This window comes from Spirillospora sp. NPDC048819, assembly GCF_040650055.1.
GTDB lineage: Bacteria > Actinomycetota > Actinomycetes > Streptosporangiales > Streptosporangiaceae > Spirillospora.
In genome coordinates this window covers 23,436-42,270 of the sequence record NZ_JBEZGN010000028.1, presented here as the reverse complement: position 1 = coordinate 42,270, position 18,835 = coordinate 23,436, and the positions used below count along the sequence as shown (strand labels likewise).

17 protein-coding genes are annotated in these 18,835 nt (G+C 72.0%); 7 read left to right on the top strand and 10 right to left on the bottom strand.

All coding sequences use genetic code 11. From position 1 onward, the window contains the following. Positions 1-64: 64 nt before the first annotated feature. Complete coding sequence (locus AB0C35_RS30850) at positions 65-535, bottom strand: hypothetical protein (protein WP_358463428.1); 471 nt, start codon at positions 533-535, stop codon at positions 65-67. A gap of 5 nt (positions 536-540) precedes the next feature. Continuing rightward, a complete protein-coding gene (locus AB0C35_RS30845) occupies positions 541-1,164 on the bottom strand; it encodes a hypothetical protein (protein ID WP_358463425.1) in 624 nt (207 codons plus the stop codon). A 243-nt stretch (positions 1,165-1,407) separates the two neighbouring features. On the opposite strand from AB0C35_RS30845, the gene AB0C35_RS30840 reads away from it, so the two are divergent. Then, a complete protein-coding gene (locus AB0C35_RS30840; protein ID WP_358463422.1) occupies positions 1,408-1,899 on the top strand; it encodes a hypothetical protein in 492 nt (163 codons plus the stop codon). A 12-nt stretch (positions 1,900-1,911) separates the two neighbouring features. Here AB0C35_RS30840 and AB0C35_RS30835 read toward each other — a convergent pair whose 3' ends face one another. The 5 genes from AB0C35_RS30835 to aceA all read right to left on the bottom strand — a co-directional run bounded on the left by AB0C35_RS30835 (position 1,912) and on the right by aceA (position 7,629). Continuing rightward, positions 1,912-2,895: an ATP-binding cassette domain-containing protein gene (locus AB0C35_RS30835; protein WP_358463663.1), complete on the bottom strand. Its 984-nt coding sequence runs from the start codon at positions 2,893-2,895 to the stop codon at positions 1,912-1,914. 12 nt (positions 2,896-2,907) lie between these two features. Next, on the bottom strand, positions 2,908-3,693 hold the full coding sequence (locus AB0C35_RS30830; protein WP_358463660.1) for an ABC-2 family transporter protein: 786 nt from the start codon (positions 3,691-3,693) through the stop codon (positions 2,908-2,910). Positions 3,694-3,713: 20 nt separating this feature from the next. Then, a complete protein-coding gene (locus AB0C35_RS30825) occupies positions 3,714-4,502 on the bottom strand; it encodes an ABC-2 family transporter protein (RefSeq protein ID WP_358463419.1) in 789 nt (262 codons plus the stop codon). A gap of 99 nt (positions 4,503-4,601) precedes the next feature. Beyond that, on the bottom strand, positions 4,602-6,128 hold the full coding sequence (locus AB0C35_RS30820; RefSeq protein ID WP_358463416.1) for a M1 family metallopeptidase: 1,527 nt from the start codon (positions 6,126-6,128) through the stop codon (positions 4,602-4,604). A gap of 217 nt (positions 6,129-6,345) precedes the next feature. Next, positions 6,346-7,629 carry an isocitrate lyase gene (aceA, locus tag AB0C35_RS30815; protein ID WP_358463413.1) on the bottom strand — a complete coding sequence of 428 codons (1,284 nt, stop codon included), beginning with the start codon at positions 7,627-7,629 and terminating at the stop codon, positions 6,346-6,348. A gap of 149 nt (positions 7,630-7,778) precedes the next feature. Between aceA and AB0C35_RS30810 the strand changes: the two genes are divergently transcribed. From AB0C35_RS30810 to AB0C35_RS30795, 4 genes are all read left to right on the top strand, one after another. Continuing rightward, complete coding sequence (locus AB0C35_RS30810) at positions 7,779-9,215, top strand: helix-turn-helix domain-containing protein (RefSeq protein WP_358463411.1); 1,437 nt, start codon at positions 7,779-7,781, stop codon at positions 9,213-9,215. A gap of 166 nt (positions 9,216-9,381) precedes the next feature. Then, on the top strand, positions 9,382-10,365 hold the full coding sequence (locus AB0C35_RS30805; RefSeq protein ID WP_358463408.1) for a glucosyl-3-phosphoglycerate synthase: 984 nt from the start codon (positions 9,382-9,384) through the stop codon (positions 10,363-10,365). A gap of 103 nt (positions 10,366-10,468) precedes the next feature. Then, positions 10,469-11,698: an acyl-CoA dehydrogenase family protein gene (locus tag AB0C35_RS30800; RefSeq protein WP_358463405.1), complete on the top strand. Its 1,230-nt coding sequence runs from the start codon at positions 10,469-10,471 to the stop codon at positions 11,696-11,698. Between the two features lie 206 nt (positions 11,699-11,904). Beyond that, the gene (locus tag AB0C35_RS30795) at positions 11,905-12,477 is read left to right on the top strand and encodes a peroxidase-related enzyme (protein ID WP_358463402.1); all 573 of its coding nucleotides are present in this window, start codon (positions 11,905-11,907) and stop codon (positions 12,475-12,477) included. A gap of 184 nt (positions 12,478-12,661) precedes the next feature. Here AB0C35_RS30795 and AB0C35_RS30790 read toward each other — a convergent pair whose 3' ends face one another. Next, entirely contained in the window at positions 12,662-14,032 is a 1,371-nt protein-coding gene (locus AB0C35_RS30790; protein WP_358463399.1) for a hypothetical protein, read from the bottom strand. Positions 14,033-14,144: 112 nt separating this feature from the next. Here AB0C35_RS30790 and AB0C35_RS30785 point away from each other — a divergent pair, with 112 nt between their 5' ends. Then, a complete protein-coding gene (locus tag AB0C35_RS30785) occupies positions 14,145-14,801 on the top strand; it encodes a TetR family transcriptional regulator (protein WP_358463396.1) in 657 nt (218 codons plus the stop codon). Beyond that, positions 14,798-15,187: a phosphomannose isomerase type II C-terminal cupin domain gene (locus tag AB0C35_RS30780; protein WP_358463393.1), complete on the top strand. Its 390-nt coding sequence runs from the start codon at positions 14,798-14,800 to the stop codon at positions 15,185-15,187. Before AB0C35_RS30785 ends, AB0C35_RS30780 begins: the two co-directional genes overlap by 4 nt. 72 nt (positions 15,188-15,259) lie before the next feature. Here AB0C35_RS30780 and AB0C35_RS30775 read toward each other — a convergent pair whose 3' ends face one another. Further along, entirely contained in the window at positions 15,260-18,055 is a 2,796-nt protein-coding gene (locus AB0C35_RS30775; protein ID WP_358463390.1) for a family 20 glycosylhydrolase, read from the bottom strand. Positions 18,056-18,223: 168 nt separating this feature from the next. After that, the gene (locus AB0C35_RS30770; protein ID WP_358463387.1) at positions 18,224-18,781 is read right to left on the bottom strand and encodes a VOC family protein; all 558 of its coding nucleotides are present in this window, start codon (positions 18,779-18,781) and stop codon (positions 18,224-18,226) included. Positions 18,782-18,835: the final 54 nt, after the last annotated feature.

Here is an 18,835-nt window from a genome sequence, read left to right as displayed (position 1 = left end):
GGGATGGGCGCCCCCGCCTCTCGTGGGGGCGCCCATCGATGTCGGCGCTCGGGCTCGGCGTCGCTCAGGCGGCGAAGATGCGGTCCAGGAGGTCCCGGTAGCCGCGCAGCGCCAGCCGGAGCCGTTCGGTGTCGGCGTGCTCCCGGTCCTTCAGCCCGTCCGAGAGCGCCCGCCGGTGCTCGGCGATCGCGCGCCCGAGCGCGTCGACGGCCTCGGACGCGAGGTCGTCCGCCTTGCGCACGGACAGGCCGGGGTCGTCGACGAACGCGGACTGCACCTCGCGCCAGCGTTCCCTGAACCGCTCGGACTCGGCCGGGTCGAGCAGCCGCGCCGGCGTCGTGGTCGCGGCCGGGATCGGGTCGGGTGCGGTGTCGGGCTCGGGCGCGTCCATGACCGGGGGTGCCGGCGCGGGCCCGGCGACGTGGGTGTCACCGGCCACGCCGGGGTCGGCCGTCCCCGCGGCCCGGGCGCGCTCGCCGGCGGTGAGCCCGCCGCCGGCGCCCGGCTCCATGCCGTCGGGTCGCCTGTGCTCCATCGGGGTCAGCTCCTCGGGGGCCGGTCGTCGCGGTGTCCGGCCGGGCCGCCCGCCGCCGTGGGGGCGGGACGCGTCCCGCCGGCGGGCGCCTCCTCGGCGGGGGCGGACAGCAGCTCCTCGAACAGGGCGCGGTAGTGCACCATAGCCTGCCGCAGGTCCTCGGTGGAGGCCTCCTTGTCCGCCGCCCGGCCGCTGATCGCGTGGGCGCTCCGGTAGTGCTCCATCGTGCGGCCGTGCTCCACCGACAGGTGGGCGACCTTGTCCTCGAAGCCGTGCGTCGGGTAGCCGCGCTCGCCCATCACCACGGTGACGAGGCCGTCGGCCTGCTCGACCGCCGCCTCCGGGGTGTCGACGAAGCGCTCCTGGACGCGGACCCACTGCTCGCGGTACTGCTCGCGCCGGCGAGGGTCGAGATCGTGCAGTTCGAGTTCGTCATGCCGCTGCTCGCGGGAGCGCAGCTCCCGCTCGGCGGCCGTGCGGCCGCCCTCGTTCTCCAGCGTCCGGTCGTATTCGGGGCCGAACCGCCGCCTGAGCCGCTGCGTCCGCGCCCGGGTCCGGGCCAGGTACAGGGCCGCGATCAGCGCGGCGACGACGACAACGGCGATGACGACCCATATCGCGGTCGACATTGTTTCCTCCAACGTGCGTCGGATCGAATGGAACGCCGATGCCCGCAGCAGAGCATTCAAAACGAATCCCCACGAACCGGCCATGTGATGGTCAGCGGGTCCGGACCAGGTCGCGACCGGAAGATCACCACTCTCGGTCATCAGTACGGATTTACTGCGCCATGCCCGATGTGCATGTTCTGATTGAGGCGCTATGGAACCTCCCGCGCCCCGGCGGGCGCGTGCGAATGGATGTGATGCGCGGTGCGCCATGCGTTCGGTTTCGTCCTCGGCGTCCTGCTGACACCCGCGCTGGTGTACGGCGCCGCCTGGGGCTACGTGCAGGCGGGCCAGTCCTTCGACGGCACCGGGCAGGAGATCACCGATCGCACCCGCATCTACGGGGCGTTCGCCCTCCTGGCCGCCGTGGGCCTGGTGATGGGAGTGATCATCGTCGCGCGGTGGGCGTCGCCGCTGGTCTCGCTCATCCCGGCGCTCGCGCTGCTCGGCTTCTCGGCCTACTTCCTGATCGACCCGGACCTCGTCCTCGACCTGCCGGGCAAGGTGCCCCCGGCCGGCGACATGGACTTCGGGCTGCGCATGCTGCTCGGCTCGGGCGTGTTCGGCATGATGGGATTCGCGCTCCTGATGCCCACCTGGGCGCCGCGCCGCTGGAGGTCCCATCGCGACGAGGACGCCGCGGACATGGACTTCTACTCCGCCATGGAACGCCGGCCCTCGAGAAGCGGGCCCTGACCCGCCGGACGGCTAGGGCGCGACCGGGCGGCCCGGACGCCGGTACGCGTGCTCGCCCCGGTAGAGGCCGGCGAGGACCTCCTCGATGCCCGCCTCCCGCAGCGAGATGTCGCGGATCTCGTGGCCCCGCGCGAGTTCGGCCACGACCGCCGCGGCGTTCACCGCGTTCGGCAGCCGCAGCCATTGCCGGGGCCCCTCCACCCGCTCCGCCTCGATCCCCCCGTCCAGTCTGATCGGCGGGCCGGGCCGCGCCAGCTCGACGACCAGCAGCCGGTCGGCGTCCACGGTCCGGCGCAGCTCGTCCAGCCCGCCGTCGTAGGCCAGCCGCCCATGGTCGATGATCATGACGCGGCGGCAGAGCCGCTCGATGTCGCCGAGGTCGTGCGTGGTCAGCAGGATCGTGGTGCCGCGCTCGGCGTTGACGCGCTCCAGGAAGTCGCGGACGGTCGACTTGCTGACCACGTCCAGGCCGATCGTCGGCTCGTCCAGCACGAGCAGCTCGGGATCGTGCAGGAGGGCGGCGGCCAGGTCGCCGCGCATCCGCTGGCCGAGGCTGAGCTGGCGGACCGGGATGTCCAGGAACGGCTCCAGCTCCAGCAGCGCGGTCAGCTCGGCGAGCCGCACCCGGTGCGCGGCCGCCTCGACCCGGTAGAGCCGCCGGACGAGGGTCAGGCTGTCGCGCAGCGGCAGATCCCACCACAGCGTCGTCCGCTGCCCGAACACCACCCCGATCCGGCGCGCGAGCGACGTGCGCCGCCGCGACGGATCCACGCCGCACACCCTCAGCTCGCCCGACGACGCGGTGAGGATGCCGGTCAGCATCTTGATCGTCGTGGACTTCCCGGCGCCGTTCGGGCCGAGGTAGCCGACGAACTCGCCCGGCTCGACGGTGAACGACACCCCGTCCACAGCGCGCAGGGCCGTGCGCGACCGCCGCAGGACGCCCGCCCGTTTCCGGACGGTGAAGGACTTGACGACGTTCTCGACCTCGATCATCGGCACCCGGCATCAGCTCCCCGTCGATCGGTAGTGCCGCATCCCCGCCCGCCACGCCAGCGCCGCGACCGCGCACAGCACGGCCGCCACCGCCGGGGACGCGAACCGCGCCGCGCCCGGCAGCCCGAGCGGATCGGGGCGGCCGAGGACGTACAGCGCGGGCTGCCAGTTGACGAACGCCAGCGGCACGACGAACGTCACTCCGCGGACGAAGTCCCGCCCGAACATGGTCATCGGGTACTGCGTGAGGTACGCGCCTCCGTAGGTGACGGACTTGCTCGCGCCGTGGCTGTCGACCAGCACGAACTGCACGGCGCCCGCCAGCACCCACAGCGCCCCGAAGATCACCGTCCCGGACAGCACCATGACCGGGATCATCGCCGCCCGGCCCGGCGTCCAGGCCACCTCCAGCCGGCTCAGCGCGAACGCGAGCACCGCCGCCGCAGGGACGAGCTTGCCGAAGCGCCGGGGCGAGAAGTCCTCCGTCGCGACCTGGACGAGCGGGCTGACCGGCCGCACCAGCATCGCGTCCAGCGTCCCCTGCCGCACGTGCTGGCCGAGCCGCTCGGTGGTGCCGAGCACGATGTCGGAGACGCCGAACGACAGCGCCGACGTCCCGTACAGGAACAGGACCTCCGAGGCGCCGAACCCGGCGATGCGCGGGGCGCGGGAGAACAGCAGCCCGATCGCGGCGACGTCCAGCCCGGTGACGACCGCCGTGGCGAGCGCCAGCAGCACCATCGACACCGGGTACTGCGCCGCCGCCCGCGTCCACGTCCAGGCGAGCAGCCCGTACATGCGGACGGCCGGCCGGGGTGTCACCCACCGTGCACCACCAGCTTCCGCCGGGCCGACCGCGTGAGCAGCGCGCCGGCCCCGAGCAGCACCGCGGCCCACGCCGCCTGGAATGTCAGTGCCCCGATCAGCCCGGTGCCGGTGTGGCGGCCGAGGAAGACGTCCGCGGGCACCTGGATCTGCGCCGACCACGGCAGCGCCCGCGCGACCGTGCCGAGCGCCCCGGGGAACACGACCAGCGGCAGGATCATCCCGGAGAAGAACAGGGACATCACGAGCGTGACGGCGTGCAGGCCGCGGTCGTCGTGCAGCCAGAACATCCCCAGCGCGACCAGGTAGCGCAGCCCGAAGCCCACCAGCGCGGCCAGGGGCAGCGCCATCGCGAACGCGGCGAGGCCCCCCGGCCCCGGCCAGCGGAACGGGAAGACCAGCGCGCCGGCCAGCAGCGGAGGGCCGCCGCGCAGCAGCAGCGAGGCGGCCGCGCGGCCGAGGTCGTCGGCCAGCCACCAGCCCTGCAGCCCGACGGGCCGGTGCAGGTCGATCGCCACGTCGCCGTTGCGGATGCGCTCGGTGAGGTCCATCCCGCCGAAGATCTGGACGGGGCCGATCAGGGCCTGGGTGATGAAGCAGAAGGTGACGGCGTCGGCCTCGTCGTACCCGCCGAGGGAGGGGCGCGCCTCCCAGAGCGCCAGCAGGACGTACGCGCGCATGAAGCCGAAGGCGGTGTTGGTCAGCGATTCGGTGAGGGAGCCGAGCGGATACGCCGTGTGGCGGCGGAAGCCGTACCACCACACCCAAGGAAGAACGCCCACTTGCCGAGAGCCTAAACATGCGGGCGGTGTCCCACCACGTAATTTCGCACAGAACCCGGGCCCGGCGGACGACGCCGCGGCCCGGGTCCATATGCGGCCTTACGGGAGGTCGGGCTTGATGGGGGAGTACAGCCAGTCTTTGAAGAAGGGGGTGAGGTCCTGCCCGGACATCCGCTCCGCCAGGGCGGTGAACTGCGTCGTCTCGGCGTTGCCGTGCTTGTGCCGTGCGTACCAGGTCCGCAACAGGCCGAGGAACGTGTCGTCGCCGACCTTCTCGCGGAGGAGCTGGAGCATCATGGCGCCGCCGCTGTAGACGCGGGCGTTGAACATCGTGTCGCGCTTCGGATCGGCGAGCACGACCGACCAGAACGGGCGGTCCTCAGGGTCGGGGAAGGGCCGCGACGCGTAGGTCATGCGAGCCTGGTCGTGGGCGGTCCTGTTGCCCTGCAGCTCGTTGTAGTACCACGTGGCCCAGGTGGCGAAGCTCTCGTTCAGCCAGATGTCGTCCCACTGCTTCGGTGACACGGCGTCGCCGAACCACTGGTGCGCCAGCTCGTGGGCGATCGTGCCCGTGCTGCGGACGGCCGAGTAGACGGGCTTGCTCTGGGTCTCCAGCGAGAAGCCGAGCGGCTGCCCGTTGAAGCGGGCGTCGTCGGCGATGGCGCCGGTGCTGCTGAACGGGTACGGGCCGAAGATCTCCGACCACAGGTCCGTGATCTCGCTGGTGGTGCCGTAGAAGAAGTCCACCGCGTCCGGCTGGCCGGCGAGCAGCACGGGGTCGACGGCGGTGTAGTTGGGCACGCCGCCGGGCGTGCGGCCCCGCTCGACCACCCACTTGCCGATGTCGATCGTGGTGAGGTAGCTCGCCATCGGGCTGTCCTCGCGCCACGTGAAGACCTCGGCGCGGGTGGGCGCGCGGCGGCGGCTGAACGAGGCGCGCACGTCGCGGTGCCCGGTCAGGCGCCCGTTGGCGACGGCCGTCAGCCCCTCGGGCACGGTGAGGGTGTAGTCGTAGGTCGCCTTGTCGCTCGGGTGGTCGTTGACCGGGAACCAGGTGCGGGGGCCGTTCGGCTCGCCGCCGACGAACGCGCCGTCGGGCGTGTGCAGGAACCCGTACGGGGATCCGAACACGATCGGGGACCCGACGATGGTCTGCGGTACGCCGCCGTACCTGATGACGGTCTTGAAGACCGACCCCTCCCGCAGGCCTCGGCGCGGCGTGATCGTCAGCTCCTGGCCGCGCCGGTCGTAGCGGGCGCGGCGGTGGTCGACCCAGATCCGCTCCACGTCCATGCCGGACAGGTCCAGGTTGAACCTCGACAGGTTCTGGGTGGCCCGCGCCGTGATGGTCACGGTCCCGTCGAGCTGGTCGTAGTCGGGGTCGTAGCGCAGGTCCAGCGAGTAGTGGCGGACGTCGTAGCCGCCGTTTCCCTCCAGCGGGAAGTAGGGGTCGCCGACACCGGGGGCACCGGGGGTGTAGTGCCGGTGATGGTGCCCGTGGCCTTGGCCGGGGTCGGCGGCGGACGCGGCGGGCGCGAGCGCGACCACGCTCACGGCGGCGACGGCGAGCGGCAGCATTCGCCCGGGGGTCTCCCGGGACGCGATGAACCGGGGGTGACGCGCCATCACGGATCCTCTCCTTCGAGTGATCATCAGCGCGCTCACGATGCGCCGATTCCCGGGAGATGTCGAGATCTTTTGCCGCATGTGGCCGGACGCCGGGGAACGCGGGAAAGCGGCATGCGGGAGGCGGCGTGCGCGCGGAATGCCAGAAGGCCCCCGCGGGTGTAGGGACGCGGGGGCCTCCGGGGTCCGGGGGATCAGACCGGAAGGTGGAGCCGGCTCAGTGGAACTGGCCCTCCTCCGTGGAACCCTTCAGCGCCGTGGTCGACGAGTCCGGGCTGATCGCGGTGCTGACCATGTCGAAGTAGCCGGTGCCGGCCTCGCGCTGGTGCTTGACCGCGGTGAAGCCCTTCTCGGCCGCCGCGAACTCGCGCTCCTGCAGGTCGACGTAGGCCGTCATGCCGTCGCGGGCGTAGCCGTGGGCCAGGTCGAACATGCCGTAGTTGAGCGCGTGGAAACCGGCCAGGGTGATGAACTGGAACTTGAAGCCCATGTGGCCGAGCTCGCGCTGGAACTTGGCGATGGTCGCGTCGTCCAGGTGCGCCTTCCAGTTGAAGGACGGCGAGCAGTTGTAGGCGAGCATCTGGTCCGGGTACTCGGACTTGACGGCCTCGGCGAACTTGCGGGCCAGCTCCAGGTCCGGGGTGCCGGTCTCCATCCAGATCAGGTCGGAGTGCGGCGCGTAGGCCTTGGCTCGGGCGATGCAGGGCTCGATGCCGTTGCGGACCCGGTAGAAGCCCTCGGCGGTGCGCTCGCCGGTGATGAACTCGCGGTCGCGCTCGTCCACGTCGGTCGTGATCAGGGTCGCGGCCTCGGCGTCGGTCCGCGCGATGATCAGTGAGGGCACATTGGAGATGTCGGCCGCGAGGCGGGCGGTGTTCAGCGTCTTGACGTGCTGCGAGGTCGGGATCAGCACCTTGCCGCCGAGGTGGCCGCACTTCTTCTCGGAGGCCAGCTGGTCCTCCCAGTGCACGCCCGCGGCGCCGGCGGCGATCATGCCCTTCATCAGCTCGAAGGCGTTCAGCACGCCGCCGAAGCCGGCCTCGGCGTCGGCCACGATCGGGGCGAGGAAATGCGTGTCGCCCTGACCCTCGGCCCACTGGACCTGGTCGGCGCGCAGGAGCGCGTTGTTGATGCGGCGCACGACGGCCGGGACCGAGTTCGCCGGGTAGATGCTCTGGTCGGGGTAGGTCTGGCCCGCCAGGTTGGCGTCGGCCGCGACCTGCCAGCCCGACAGGTAGATGGCCTTGAGGCCGGCCTTCACCTGTTGGACGGCCTGCAGCCCGGTCAGCGCGCCGAGGGAGTGGACGTAGTCCTCCTCGTGCAGGAGGCTCCACAGGCGCTCGGCGCCGAGGCGCGCGAGGGTGTGCTCCTCCTGGACCGAACCGCGGATCCGCACGACGTCCTCGGCCGTGTAGGTCCGCTCGACGCCCTTCCAACGGGGGTCGGTCTCCCACTGTCGCCGCAGCTCGTCGGCTGCGCCCTTGAGGCGACTATCACTCATCGTCTCGCCCTTCCGTGTCGTCCCCTGGGTGCTTGGCTCGACTATGCCCCGGTCGCAACCCCTAAATGAACTCGTGAGTAACAGAAGAACTGCGAAATTTCCGGTACCATGAAGCCGTGACGACCTTGCGGCCAGAAGAACCCCTCAACTTGACGAGTGACGTAGATCTCGTCACCTTCGGACAGCGGCTCCGCCATCTGCGGCGCGGCCGCGGCATGACGCTGTCGGATCTCGGCGAGCGCGTCGGCCGCGCCCCGTCCCAGCTGTCGCTGCTGGAGAACGGCCGGCGCGAGCCCAAGCTGACGCTGCTGCAGGCCCTCGCCGCCGCGCTGGAGTGCCCGGTGGAGGAGCTGCTGCGGCGCCAGCCGCCCAGCCGCCGCGCCCAGCTGGAGATCCAGCTGGAGGAGGCGCAGCGCGACCCGCTCTACCGGACGCTCGGGCTGTCGCACCTCAAGGTCGGCAAGCGGATGCCGAACGAGGTGATCGAGCACATCCTCGCGCTGTACGGGGAGCTGAAGCGCAGCCGGACCAAGCCGACCGCGAGCCCGGAGGAGGCGCGCAAGGCCAACGCCGAGCTGCGCCGCCAGATGCACGAGCGCGGCAACCACTTCGCCGACATCGAGGCGATCGCCTCGCAGACCCTCGACTCCGTCGGCTACCGGCGCGGCGCCGTGTCGCAGGGGCTGCTGATGACGCTGGTCGGCCACTTCGGCTTCAGCCTGCAGTACGTCCAGGACCTGCCGCGCTCCGTCCGGTCCGTCACCGACCTGCGCAACCGGCGGATCTACCTGGAGCGCGAGCAGCTCGGCATGCACACGCCGCGGACGATCCTGCTGCAGACCCTCGGGCACATCGCGCTCGACCACGACCAGCCGCGCGACTTCGCCGACTTCCTGCGCCAGCGCGTCGAGGCCAACTACTTCGGCGCCGCGATCCTGATGCCCGAGCGCAGCGTCGTCCCGTTCCTGCAGGAGGCGAAGGCGGCGCGGGAGCTGTCCGTGGAGGACCTCGCGGACGTCTTCTCCGTCTCCTACGAGATGGCCGCGCACCGCTTCACCAACGTCGCGACCCACCATCTGGACCTGCAGCTCCACTTCACCAAGAACGACGAGAACGGCACCATCTACAAGGCGTACGCCAACGACGGCCTCGCGTTCCCGCAGGACGAGGACGGCGCGATCGAAGGCCAGCGGATGTGCCGCGAATGGGCCGGGCGGCACGTGTTCGGCGCCGAGGACCGCTTCTCGGTCTACTACCAGTACACCGACACCCCCAAGGGCACGTACTGGTGCCTGTCGCACATAGACCCCAGCCACGAGCGCGACTTCGCGATCACGCTGGGCGTCCGGTTCGAGGACTCGCGCTGGTTCCGCGGCCGGGAGACGACCCGGCGCCGCAAGTCGTCCTGCCCGGACGGCGACTGCTGCCAGCGGCCCCCGAAGGCGCTCTCGGACCGGTGGGAGGGGATGGCCTGGCCGTCGGCCCGCGCGCACTCGCACGTCCTGTCCGTCCTCCCGCCCGGGGCCTTCCCCGGCGTGGACGACGCCGACGTTTACGAGTTCCTGGACCGGCACGCCGCCGAATGACCGGCGTGTTGCGCTCGCGTCAACTCTTCGGGCCGGTCCGCGCCGTCCAGGGTCGACGGTGAATGATCTGGGAGGATCTGGCGTTCCCCATAGGAGAGGGGGACGCCCGGTCCGGGACGTCCCGTCCGGACGTCCGCCGGGGACGGTCCGCAGGGAGGGAGAGCGCGTGCTGCCTGAGGTCGCTTCGTGGTTGCGCCGCCGCACCAGCGCGGCGGCGGACTGGCCGCCGGGCCCGCTGCTCGCCGCCAAGGGCGACGCCAGGATCAGCGTCGTGCTTCCCGCGCGCGACGAGGAGGCGACGGTCGGCGCCATCGTGGCGGCCATCCGCACCGATCTGGTCGAGCGGACCCCGCTGGTGGACGAGATCGTGGTGGTCGACTCCCGCTCCGGCGACCGCACCGCGGCCGTGGCCGCCGCGGCGGGCGCCGAGGTCGTCTCCCAGGACGCCGTCCTCCCCGGGCAGGGCCGCATGTCCGGCAAGGGCGAGGCGCTGTGGAAGTCCCTGGCCGCGACGTCCGGGGACCTGATCGTGTTCGTCGACGCCGACCTGCGCGAGTTCACCTCGTCCTATGTGACCGGGCTGCTCGGGCCGCTGCTGACCGACCCGTCCGTCGGCTACGTCAAGGGCTGCTACGACCGCCCGCTGGTCGACGGGGAGCGGCGCGTCGAGGGCGGCGGGGGCCGGGTGACCGAACTCGTCGCGCGCCCGCTGATCAACCTGCACTGGCCGATGCTCGCCGGCGTCATGCAGCCGCTCGGCGGCGAGTACGCGGGACGCCGCGCGCTGCTGGAGCGGCTGCCGTTCGTCACCGGCTACGGCGTGGAACTCGGCCTCCTGCTGGACGTCTACCAGGACTCCGGACTGGACGCCATCGCGCAGGTCGACCTCGGCCGGCGGGTGCACGCGCACCAGTCGACCGAGGCGCTCGGCGCGATGTCGGGCCAGATCATGCTGACCGCCTGGTCGCGGCTGGAGCGGCACGGCCGGATGGTGCCGCTGGAGGCCCCCGCGACCGCGCTGACCCGGTTCCGCCGCGGCCCGGACGGGCACGACGCCCGGACCACCGACGTCGCGGTGGGGGAGCGGCCGCCGATGATCGAGGTCCCCGGCTACGCCGCCGCGCGGTCGTTCTCGCCGGGCCGCAGGTAGCCCCGGCCTCCCTCGCTGTGACTCCCGCCACGGTGTTACCCGCGGTAACGCCAGATGGTGCTACCGTTGGTAACAGCGATATTGGAGAGAGGGTCTATTAATCATGACGAGCGCGGAGCCGACACCGTTCTCGCTGGAGCCCAGTGAGGACGTTCGCCAGGTCAGGGACTGGGTGCACGAGTTCGCCAGGGACGTCATCCGTCCCGCGGCCGAGGAGTGGGACGAACGCGAAGAGACGCCCTGGCCGCTGATCCAGGAGGCGTCCAAGGTCGGTCTCTACTCGCTCGACTTCTTCGCCACCCAGTGGCTGGAGCCGACCGGGCTCGGCATCCCGGTGGCCTTCGAGGAGATCTTCTGGGGCGACGCCGGCATCGGCCTGTCCATCGTCGGCACCGGCCTCGCCGCCGCGTCCGTCGCCGCCGTCGGCACCCAGGACCAGGTCGCCGAGTGGGTGCCGCAGATGTTCGGCACCCCCGACGACGTCAAGCTCGGCGCGTTCTGCTCCTCCGAGCCCGACGCCGGCAGCGACGTCGGCGCCATCCGCGCCCGCGCCGTCTACGACGAGGCGAAGAACGAGTGGGTGCTCAACGGCACCAAGACCTGGGCCACCAACGGCGGCATCGCCGACGTCCACATCATCGTGGCGTCCGTGCACCCCGACCTCGGCAGCCGCGGCCAGGCCAGCTTCATCGTCCCGCCGAACACCCGGGGGCTCCGGCAGGGCCAGAAGTTCAAGAAGCACGGCATCCGCGCCTCGCACACCGCCGAGGTGATCCTCGAGGACGTGCGCATCCCGGGCCACCTGATCATCGGCGGCAAGGACAAGTTCGACGAGCGCATCGCGCGGACCCGCGCCGGCAAGAGCTCCAAGGGCCAGGCCGCGCTGAAGACGTTCGAGACCACCCGCCCGTCGGTGGGCGCGATGGCGCTCGGCGTCGGCCGCGCCGCCTACGACTACGCCCTGCAGTACGCGCGCGAGCGCGAGCAGTTCGGCAAGAAGATCGGCGACTTCCAGGCCATCGCGTTCAAGCTCGCCGACATGAAGTGCCGGCTCGACGCCGCCCGCCTGATGGTGTGGCGGGCCGCGTGGATGGCGCGCACCGGCAAGGACTTCGACAACGCCGAGGGCTCGATGGCCAAGCTGATGGCGAGCGAGATGGCCGTGAACGTCACCGAGGAGGCCATCCAGATCCTCGGCGGCAACGGCTACACCCGCGAGTACCCGGTCGAGCGCATGCACCGCGACGCCAAGATCTTCACGATCTTCGAGGGCACCAGCGAGATCCAGCGCCTCGTCATCGGCCGCACCGTGACCGGCCTGCCGGTCCGCTGACGTCCCCGCAGGCCGGCGGCACCGCCATCACCCTCCCGGGTCACCGACGGCGGCCGGCCGCGGCCTGCGGCCGCCACCCCCTTCCAGCTCATTCCCCCTTGCGCTGCACGGCGAGTTCACCGACACGGTGATGATGCGCGACCGCTTCGCGCCGCTGTGTGCGTGGAGCGTAGATTCGAAACCGGGCGCACACTGAGGAGGACATCGTGGCGGACAGTCGGTTCGGCATGGTTGAGCCGGGCGAGTTGCCCGAGGACCTGCGCGAGCGGATCGGAAGGATCGCGGAGAAGTCCGGTTTCGTGCCGAACATCTTCCGGGCCCTGGGCCACCGGCCTGCGGAGCTTCGGGCCTTCCTCGACTACCACGACGCGCTGATGGACCGCGCCGACGGCCTGAGCAAGGCGGAGCGCGAGCTGGTCGTGGTGGCCACCTCCGGCGCCAACCACTGCGTCTACTGCGTAGTGGCGCACGGCGCCATCCTGCGGATCCGATCCAAGGACGCGCAGTTGGCCGACCGGGTGGCGACCAACCCGTGGCAGGTCGAGCTCGACGAACGGGCGAGGGCGATCATCGACCTCGCGCTGGCGCTGACCCGAAGGCCGGAGTTGTTCGGCGAGGACGACATCGCCGCGGCGCGGGCGGCGGGACTCTCCGATGACGAGATCTGGGATGTCGGCGCGATCACCGCGCTGTTCGCGATGTCGAATCGGCTGGCCCATCTGACGGCCCTGCAGCCCAACCCGGAGTTCTACACGATGGCCCGAATTCAGCGGCAGTAAGCCGGCCTGGCGCACCACGCAACCAGGGCCAGGCCGGCACGCGGCCTGCCGCGGCGCCTGCGCGCGCCGCGCAGGCAGGTCAAGGAGCCGGCCGGGCTGCGACGACGATGATCAAGAGGCCGGCGGCAATGCGGAATGGGAGCCGGGGGGCGCCCGCCCAGGGCGTCGGCTGCCTGCGGGTCTGCTAGATGATCGCGACGTCGTAGAGGATGCGTTTCATCGACGCCTCGGGGAGGCGGGGGTTGCGGGCCGCGCTCCCGGCCGCCTCCGGGTCGTCGAGCAGTTCCAGCAGCCGGGCGACCGGGAGCCGGGCGTCCCGGGCCGCCGCCGCGCGCACGCCGGGGTCGCCGTCCCGGCTGAGCCGCTCGACGTCCCGGGTCCCGAGCCCGGGATCGCGCAGCGCCAGGGTGCGGGCGACAGGGTCGCCGGCCCCGGCGAACCAGGCGAGGCCCGCGCAGGGGAAGTTGGGATGCCCGACGCGGTCCAGCCGGGTGATGTACGGCGACTCCAGCGCCACCGCGAGCAGCAGGTCCCCCGGCGGGTCGGGATGGAACTCCGACAGCAGCATCCGGACGACGAAGTCGTCGTCGTCGGCCAGCAGGGCGACGAGGTCGGCGGGCAGGTGCGGGCTGTAGGCGGCGAAGCGGCGCAGCCCCACGTGCGCGGACGTGGCGTACCGGCGCATCAGGCCGAGGTCGTCCAGCCGCGTCCAGAACCACTCCGGCGGGTGGAGCCGGTCGTGCGGCCCGACGTGGTAGTCGATGGCCGCGCGCTGCTCCTCGGTCAGCTCCGGGCGCAGCGACACCGCGAGCCGCACCTCGTGCTCGGGGTCGGCGGCGAGGATCTCGACGAGGCCGGGCGGAAGATGCGGGTTGGCGGCGACCGCGGCGCGCGTCGCGGGGCGCTCGTGCCGGCACAGCTTTCGCGCCTGCCGGTCGTCCAGCGGGAGGGTGGACACCGCCGACGCCTGGCCGGTGGCCAGCAGGGGCGCGGCGAACTCGGGACGGCGGTGGCACGCGAGCCGCATCGCCAGCCGCCGGACGGCCGGGTCGGCGTCTTCCAGCGCCGCGTCGACGACGTCGTCGGGCGGCTCCGGCCAGGTCAGCAGCGCCCCCATCCGGACCTTCGCGTCCGGGTCGGCGGCGAGCGCGGCGCGGACGCCGTCGGGCAGGGCCGCGTTGTCGCACAGCGCGTCCCGCACCCGCGAGTCGGGGTCGGCCGCGAGCCGCGCGAGGACGTCCCGGGGCAGCGGCATCGCCGGCTCCCAGTGCTCCGGGGCCGAGGCCACCGCCCGCCGGACGACGGGGTCGGGGTCGTCGGCGAGGCGGGCGCGGAGCGCGACCGGCGCGTGGCCCGTCGTGGCGACCAGCCGCCGGGTGCGCGGGTCGGGGTGCCGGGCGGCCGCCTCGTACACGGCGTCCGGCACCCCGGCGCGGCGCAGCAGCGCGTTCCGCATCCGGGGCTCGGCGCGCTCCAGGATCAGCAGCAGGAGATCGGCCGGGGCGGCGGGGTTGGCCGCCAGGCCCTCCAGCCGCACCGAATAGAGCGTCCGCACCCTGGTCACGGTAGCCGCTCGGGCCGCGAGGCGGGAGGTTCGCCGGTGTGCGAGTTCCGCGCAGGCCAGGCGGTGTTGTCACCGGGTAACACCCGCGGATACCTTTGCGTGCATGACAAGTTCGCAGGGCAGACCGGGGGCGGGATCACGGCGCGATCCCGGGCGCCGCCGTGCCCTGCTCGAGGCCGCCGACCGCGTCATCCAGCGGGAGGGCCCGGAGGCGTCGATGGCCGCGATCGCCGCCGAGGCGGAGATCAGCAAGCCGATCCTCTACCGCCATTTCGGCGACAAGAGCGGCCTCTACCAGGCGCTGGCCGAGCGGCACACGCGCAAGCTGATCGAGGGCATCCGGGAGGAGTTCTCCCGCGACGACCCGATCCGCGACCGCGCCCGCTCCACCATCGACACCTACCTGTCGACGATCTCCAAGAACCTCAACCTCTACCGCTTCCTGATGCACCGGGCGAGCGCCGAGGACACCGCCACGCACAGCGCGATGAGCACGATGATCCGCGACGTGAGCCGGGAGCTGGCCGAGGTCATGATCGCCGAGGGCGAGATGGTGGACCGGACCCGCGCCTACGTGTGGGGCCACGCGATCGTCGGCATGGTGCAGACCGCCGGCGACTGGTGGCTCGACCACGACGAGGAGGTGCCGAGGGAGGCCGTCGTGGACGGCCTCGTCGACCTCGTCCTGTGCGGGCTGCCGGCGGCGGTGTCCGGCGCCCGCGCCCCGCAGATGTCCGACGAACCACGATCCCCGAGGTGACTGTGCAGACCGACGCGCGCGTGCAGACCGACGTGCGGCCCGAGCCGGCCGTGGAGACCGAGCGGCGGCCGTGGGGGAGCTTCGAGCGCTTCACGCTCAACGAGCCGTCCACCGTGAAGATCATCCATGTGGAGCCGGGGCGGCGGCTCAGCCTGCAGCGGCACCGCGACCGGGACGAGCTGTGGGTGGCGCTCGACCCGGGAGCGGTGTTCGAGGTCGCGGGGCGCCGCATCCTGCCCGAGGTGGGGGAGCGGGTGCTGATCCGGGCCGGTGAGACGCACCGGCTGAGCGCGGAGGGCACGGCCGTGCGCGTCATGGAGATCGCCTTCGGGAACTTCGACGAGGACGACATCGAGCGCCTTGAGGACGAGTACGGGCGCGCCTGACCACCGAGAACGGCCCGGCCGTCCCATCGAGCGGACGACCGGGCCGTTCCCTGAGACCACCGTTCCCAAGCGCTACTGGAGGAGTGTCCAGTGGCCGCGGGTGACGCCGGGCTCCTGGCCGCGGCCCGGCCGGGCCGCCCGGAACAGCTCACCCCGGTGGCTCACCAGCGCGCCGCGCTCGTAGGACGCGCCGTCCCGCCAGGCGGGCACGCCGGCAGGGGAGATACGGCTGGTGCGGCCGTCCGCGCTGCGGGTGCGGGTCAGCGCGTACGCGCCGACCTCCACCGGCCCGCCGTACGGCCGCCAGTGCCGCCCGTCCGTCGAGTACTCGATGGCCATGCCCGGGTTGCGGACGTTCGCCGACAGCGTCCCGCCGGAGATCTTCGCGCCGGGCGGCGGGACGCGGTAGTTCACGCCCTGCCCGCGCAGGCCCACCGGCTCGTAGAACGACAGGAGCGGGAACGTCTTCTGGCCGAGCGTGTTGGCGAAGACGTTCCATGCCGCGTCCATCTCGCCGGGCGCCGGGGTGTCGCGGTTCCAGGCCCGCTCGGCGGCGCCGAGGAGCTTGGGGAACGCCTGGTACTCGCGGATCTCGGGCGTCTTGCCGTTCTCGCCCCACAGCTGGGCCTCCAGGCCGAGGATGTTCTTCCTGCCCTCGGCGGTGAGCTTCGTCCAGGACGGGTTCGGCGCGACGGGGTTGCCCCAGCGGTCCTCGGTCGCGTTGGCGTACACGTTGAACGGCTGGTAGGTGAACGTGCTCTTCTCGTCCACGTAGGCGGCCCAGTAGTAGCCGGGTTCGTCCGGGTCCTTGTTGTAGGCGAGGTCCATGTACAGGTTGGTCGCGTGGGCGAGGATGACCGGCGTGCCCTCGTTGGCGAACCGGTACGCCCAGTCCTCGCGCCCCCAGCCCCACACGTTCTGCCAGGGCAGCGGGGTGAAGCCCTCAAGGCGGAACGGGCGCGTCGGGTCGGTGATGTCCTCCCACCCGGCGGTCTTGGCGGCGACCTCGTGCGCGATGGCGTTCCATCGGGTGAAGAACATCTCCTTCAGTTCCTCACCGGACTTGCCGGCGGTCTCGGGGTCGTCCCGGCACGCCGGCGATCCGGACCACCAGCCCTCCGGCGGGCCGGGCGGCTCGTCGCCGCCGAGGTTGATCCGGTTGAGCGGGACGCCCGCCCGGTCGTACATCTTCGCCACCTCGGACACGACCTTGCCGAGGAACGCGTAGGTGCTGTCCAGGCATGGGTTCACGAGGTTGTCGTCGTAGTACTGGACGCTGACGTGCTCGCTGGTGTCGGCGGGGTCGAGCAGCCGGTACGTGTCGTCGTGCGTCGTCTCGTACCGGTGCTCCATCGACTGGACGGCGGCGCGGGCGTGCGCGGGGAAGTTCAGTTCGGGGACCACCTCGATGTGCCGCTCGGCCGCGTACCGCAGGATCTCCTCGAACTCCCGGACGCCGTAGAAGCCGCCGCCCTTGCCGACGAAGTTCAGGGTGCCCTGCTCGAAGCCCTGGTAGGCGGGCGTGCGCCCGAGGTTGGCCTCGGTCTCGTCGCTGGCCTTCCCGGAGATGCCGTCGCCGCGGCCGAGGTCGTTCGCCGACCCCATGCCCTGGTGCAGCGCGTCCGTCTCCCTCAGGTCGAACTCCCGCTTGGAGCCGTAGCCGGTCAGCTCGGGCAGCCCCGGGATCTGCAGCCGCCACCCCTCGTCGTTGGTCAGCCCGAGGTGGAGCCTGTTGAGCTTGGTGAAACTCATCAGGTCGAGGAACTTCTTGATGGTCCGCCCGGTGACGAAGTGGCGGCCCGCGTCGATCTGCAGGCCCCGGTACCCGAACAGCGGCGCGTCGGCGATCTCGGCTTGCGGGACGTCCACCGTGGACGGGTGGCGCCCCCGCGCCGCCGCCTCGTGGCCGCCGGTGGGGACGAGCTGCCGCAGCGTCTGGATGCCGTAGAGCACCCCGGCGCGGTCGGCGCCGACGATCCGGACGCCCTGGCGGGTCGCGCTGAGGGTGTATCCCTCGGCGTCGGCCTTCCCGTCGTGGTCGACGTCGAGCTCCGGGTCCACGCGCAGGGAGATCGGCGCTCCCCGTCCGCGGGCGACGTCGCCGAGCGCCGAGCGCAGGTAGCCCTCCTCCCCGCGCAGCGAGCGCGGGGCCGAGATGCGCGACCCGCCGCCGATCCCGACCGTGCCGCCGGTCGCGGTCGCCGACAGCGGCTGCGGGACGATGCTCTGCCGCAGCGTGAGGTCCATCTTCGGCGAGGTGTTCTCGGCGTACCGGGTCGCCGCCGTCTCCACCGGGCGGTTGTCCCCGGAGAACGCGGTCGTCTGCTTGGGGTCGGACGGGTCGAGGAGCGTCTTGGCCGGCACCCACTGCGGACTGCCGCCGCCGAAGGCGATCGTCCACCCGGCGGGAGCGTCGGACTTGTGAATCGCCCACAGCTCGACGTTGATGTCGATCGTGCGCCGCTCGCCCGGTTCTATGGGCTTGAAGCCGTCGAGCGGTCGAAGCGTGTAGAAGTCGCCGCTCTGCGCGGCGTCCGCCCGGGCGACCGCCAGGCCCTGGTCGGCGAGCTGCTTGCGCGCGATGTCGCCCGCCGCGCCGTCGAGGACGGCGGCGGGCCGGCGGACGGCGTTGAAGTACATGGCCCACCCGCCGCCGCCCAGCGCGCAGCGGCGGTCGTGGTTGCCGATGGTCAGCCGCGCGAGGTGGTACTGCGCGTCGGCGACGGTGTGGTCGACGGGCTGGTAGGTCAGCAGGAGGTCGCGGGCGTCGGGATGGCAGGCCGCCGACGCCGCACCGGGCGTGACGACCGCCGCGAGCGCGGCGGTGAGCGCGGCGGCCGACAGCACGGCCGTGTGTCTGTTCGGCATAAATAGGAAAGTAACCTAATAATTAGGCACGATCCCGCGCCTGATCCGGCCACCGGCGAAGCCGCAGGCGGCGCCGCCCGTCCGGCTCCGGACACGCCGGGGAGCTTGACGTGCGGCGCCGCCCGGAGGACGCTGCCAGGCCGTCCGGCCGACCCCGTCCTGCCGGCGTCAGACCGTCCGGTCGGCGGCGGTCCTCGGCTCGTGCCGCACGTCGGTGGGCAGGTTCAGCTCCCTCGTCCACGCGGCGAACTCCACCAGGAGCCCGTCGGGGTCCTTGAAGTAGATCGAGCGCACGAACACGCCCTCGTGGTTCTCCGGTGCGACGCCGAACTCGCTGTCGTCGTGGTTGAGCAGGACGCCGACGTCGACGCCCTTGGCGATGAGCTTGTCCCGGTACTCCTCGATGCGCTCGGGCGGGACGTCGATGGCGATGTGGTTCATCGACCCCACCGCCGACAGCAGCTCGCCCCGGTCGGGCAGGTTCTTCGGCGCGGACACGCCGGGGACCGGCCCGGGCGCGTCGGGGAACCAGAAGAAGGCGAGGGCGTTGCCGCCGCCGCAGTCGAAGAAGAAGTGCTGCCCCCAGCCCATCGGCAGCTCGATGGTCTTGATCAGCGGCATGCCGAGCACGCCCTCGTAGAAGTCCACCGTCTGCCTCATGTCGCTGCAGACGAGCGCGAGATGGTTCACCCCGCGCAGTTCGAACTCGGTGTTCTTCCTGGTCATGGGGGCCGCTCCCGGTCAGCGTAAGTGAACCCTTGCTCCCGGCCCATGGTAACC

What these genes read in the sequence shown, in the direction of transcription:
- AB0C35_RS30850 (WP_358463428.1), bottom strand. Translation starts at nt 535, where the DNA reads ATGGAGCACAGGCGACCCGACGGCATGGAGCCGGGCGCCGGCGGCGGG.
- AB0C35_RS30845 (WP_358463425.1), bottom strand. Translation starts at nt 1,164, where the DNA reads ATGTCGACCGCGATATGGGTCGTCATCGCCGTTGTCGTCGTCGCCGCG.
- AB0C35_RS30835 (WP_358463663.1), bottom strand. Translation starts at nt 2,895, where the DNA reads ATGATCGAGGTCGAGAACGTCGTCAAGTCCTTCACCGTCCGGAAACGG.
- AB0C35_RS30830 (WP_358463660.1), bottom strand. Translation starts at nt 3,693, where the DNA reads ATGTACGGGCTGCTCGCCTGGACGTGGACGCGGGCGGCGGCGCAGTAC.
- AB0C35_RS30820 (WP_358463416.1), bottom strand. Translation starts at nt 6,128, where the DNA reads ATGGCGCGTCACCCCCGGTTCATCGCGTCCCGGGAGACCCCCGGGCGA.
- aceA (WP_358463413.1), bottom strand. Translation starts at nt 7,629, where the DNA reads ATGAGTGATAGTCGCCTCAAGGGCGCAGCCGACGAGCTGCGGCGACAG.
- AB0C35_RS30800 (WP_358463405.1), top strand. Translation starts at nt 10,469, where the DNA reads ATGACGAGCGCGGAGCCGACACCGTTCTCGCTGGAGCCCAGTGAGGAC.
- AB0C35_RS30785 (WP_358463396.1), top strand. Translation starts at nt 14,145, where the DNA reads ATGACAAGTTCGCAGGGCAGACCGGGGGCGGGATCACGGCGCGATCCC.
- AB0C35_RS30775 (WP_358463390.1), bottom strand. Translation starts at nt 18,055, where the DNA reads ATGCCGAACAGACACACGGCCGTGCTGTCGGCCGCCGCGCTCACCGCC.
- AB0C35_RS30770 (WP_358463387.1), bottom strand. Translation starts at nt 18,781, where the DNA reads ATGACCAGGAAGAACACCGAGTTCGAACTGCGCGGGGTGAACCATCTC.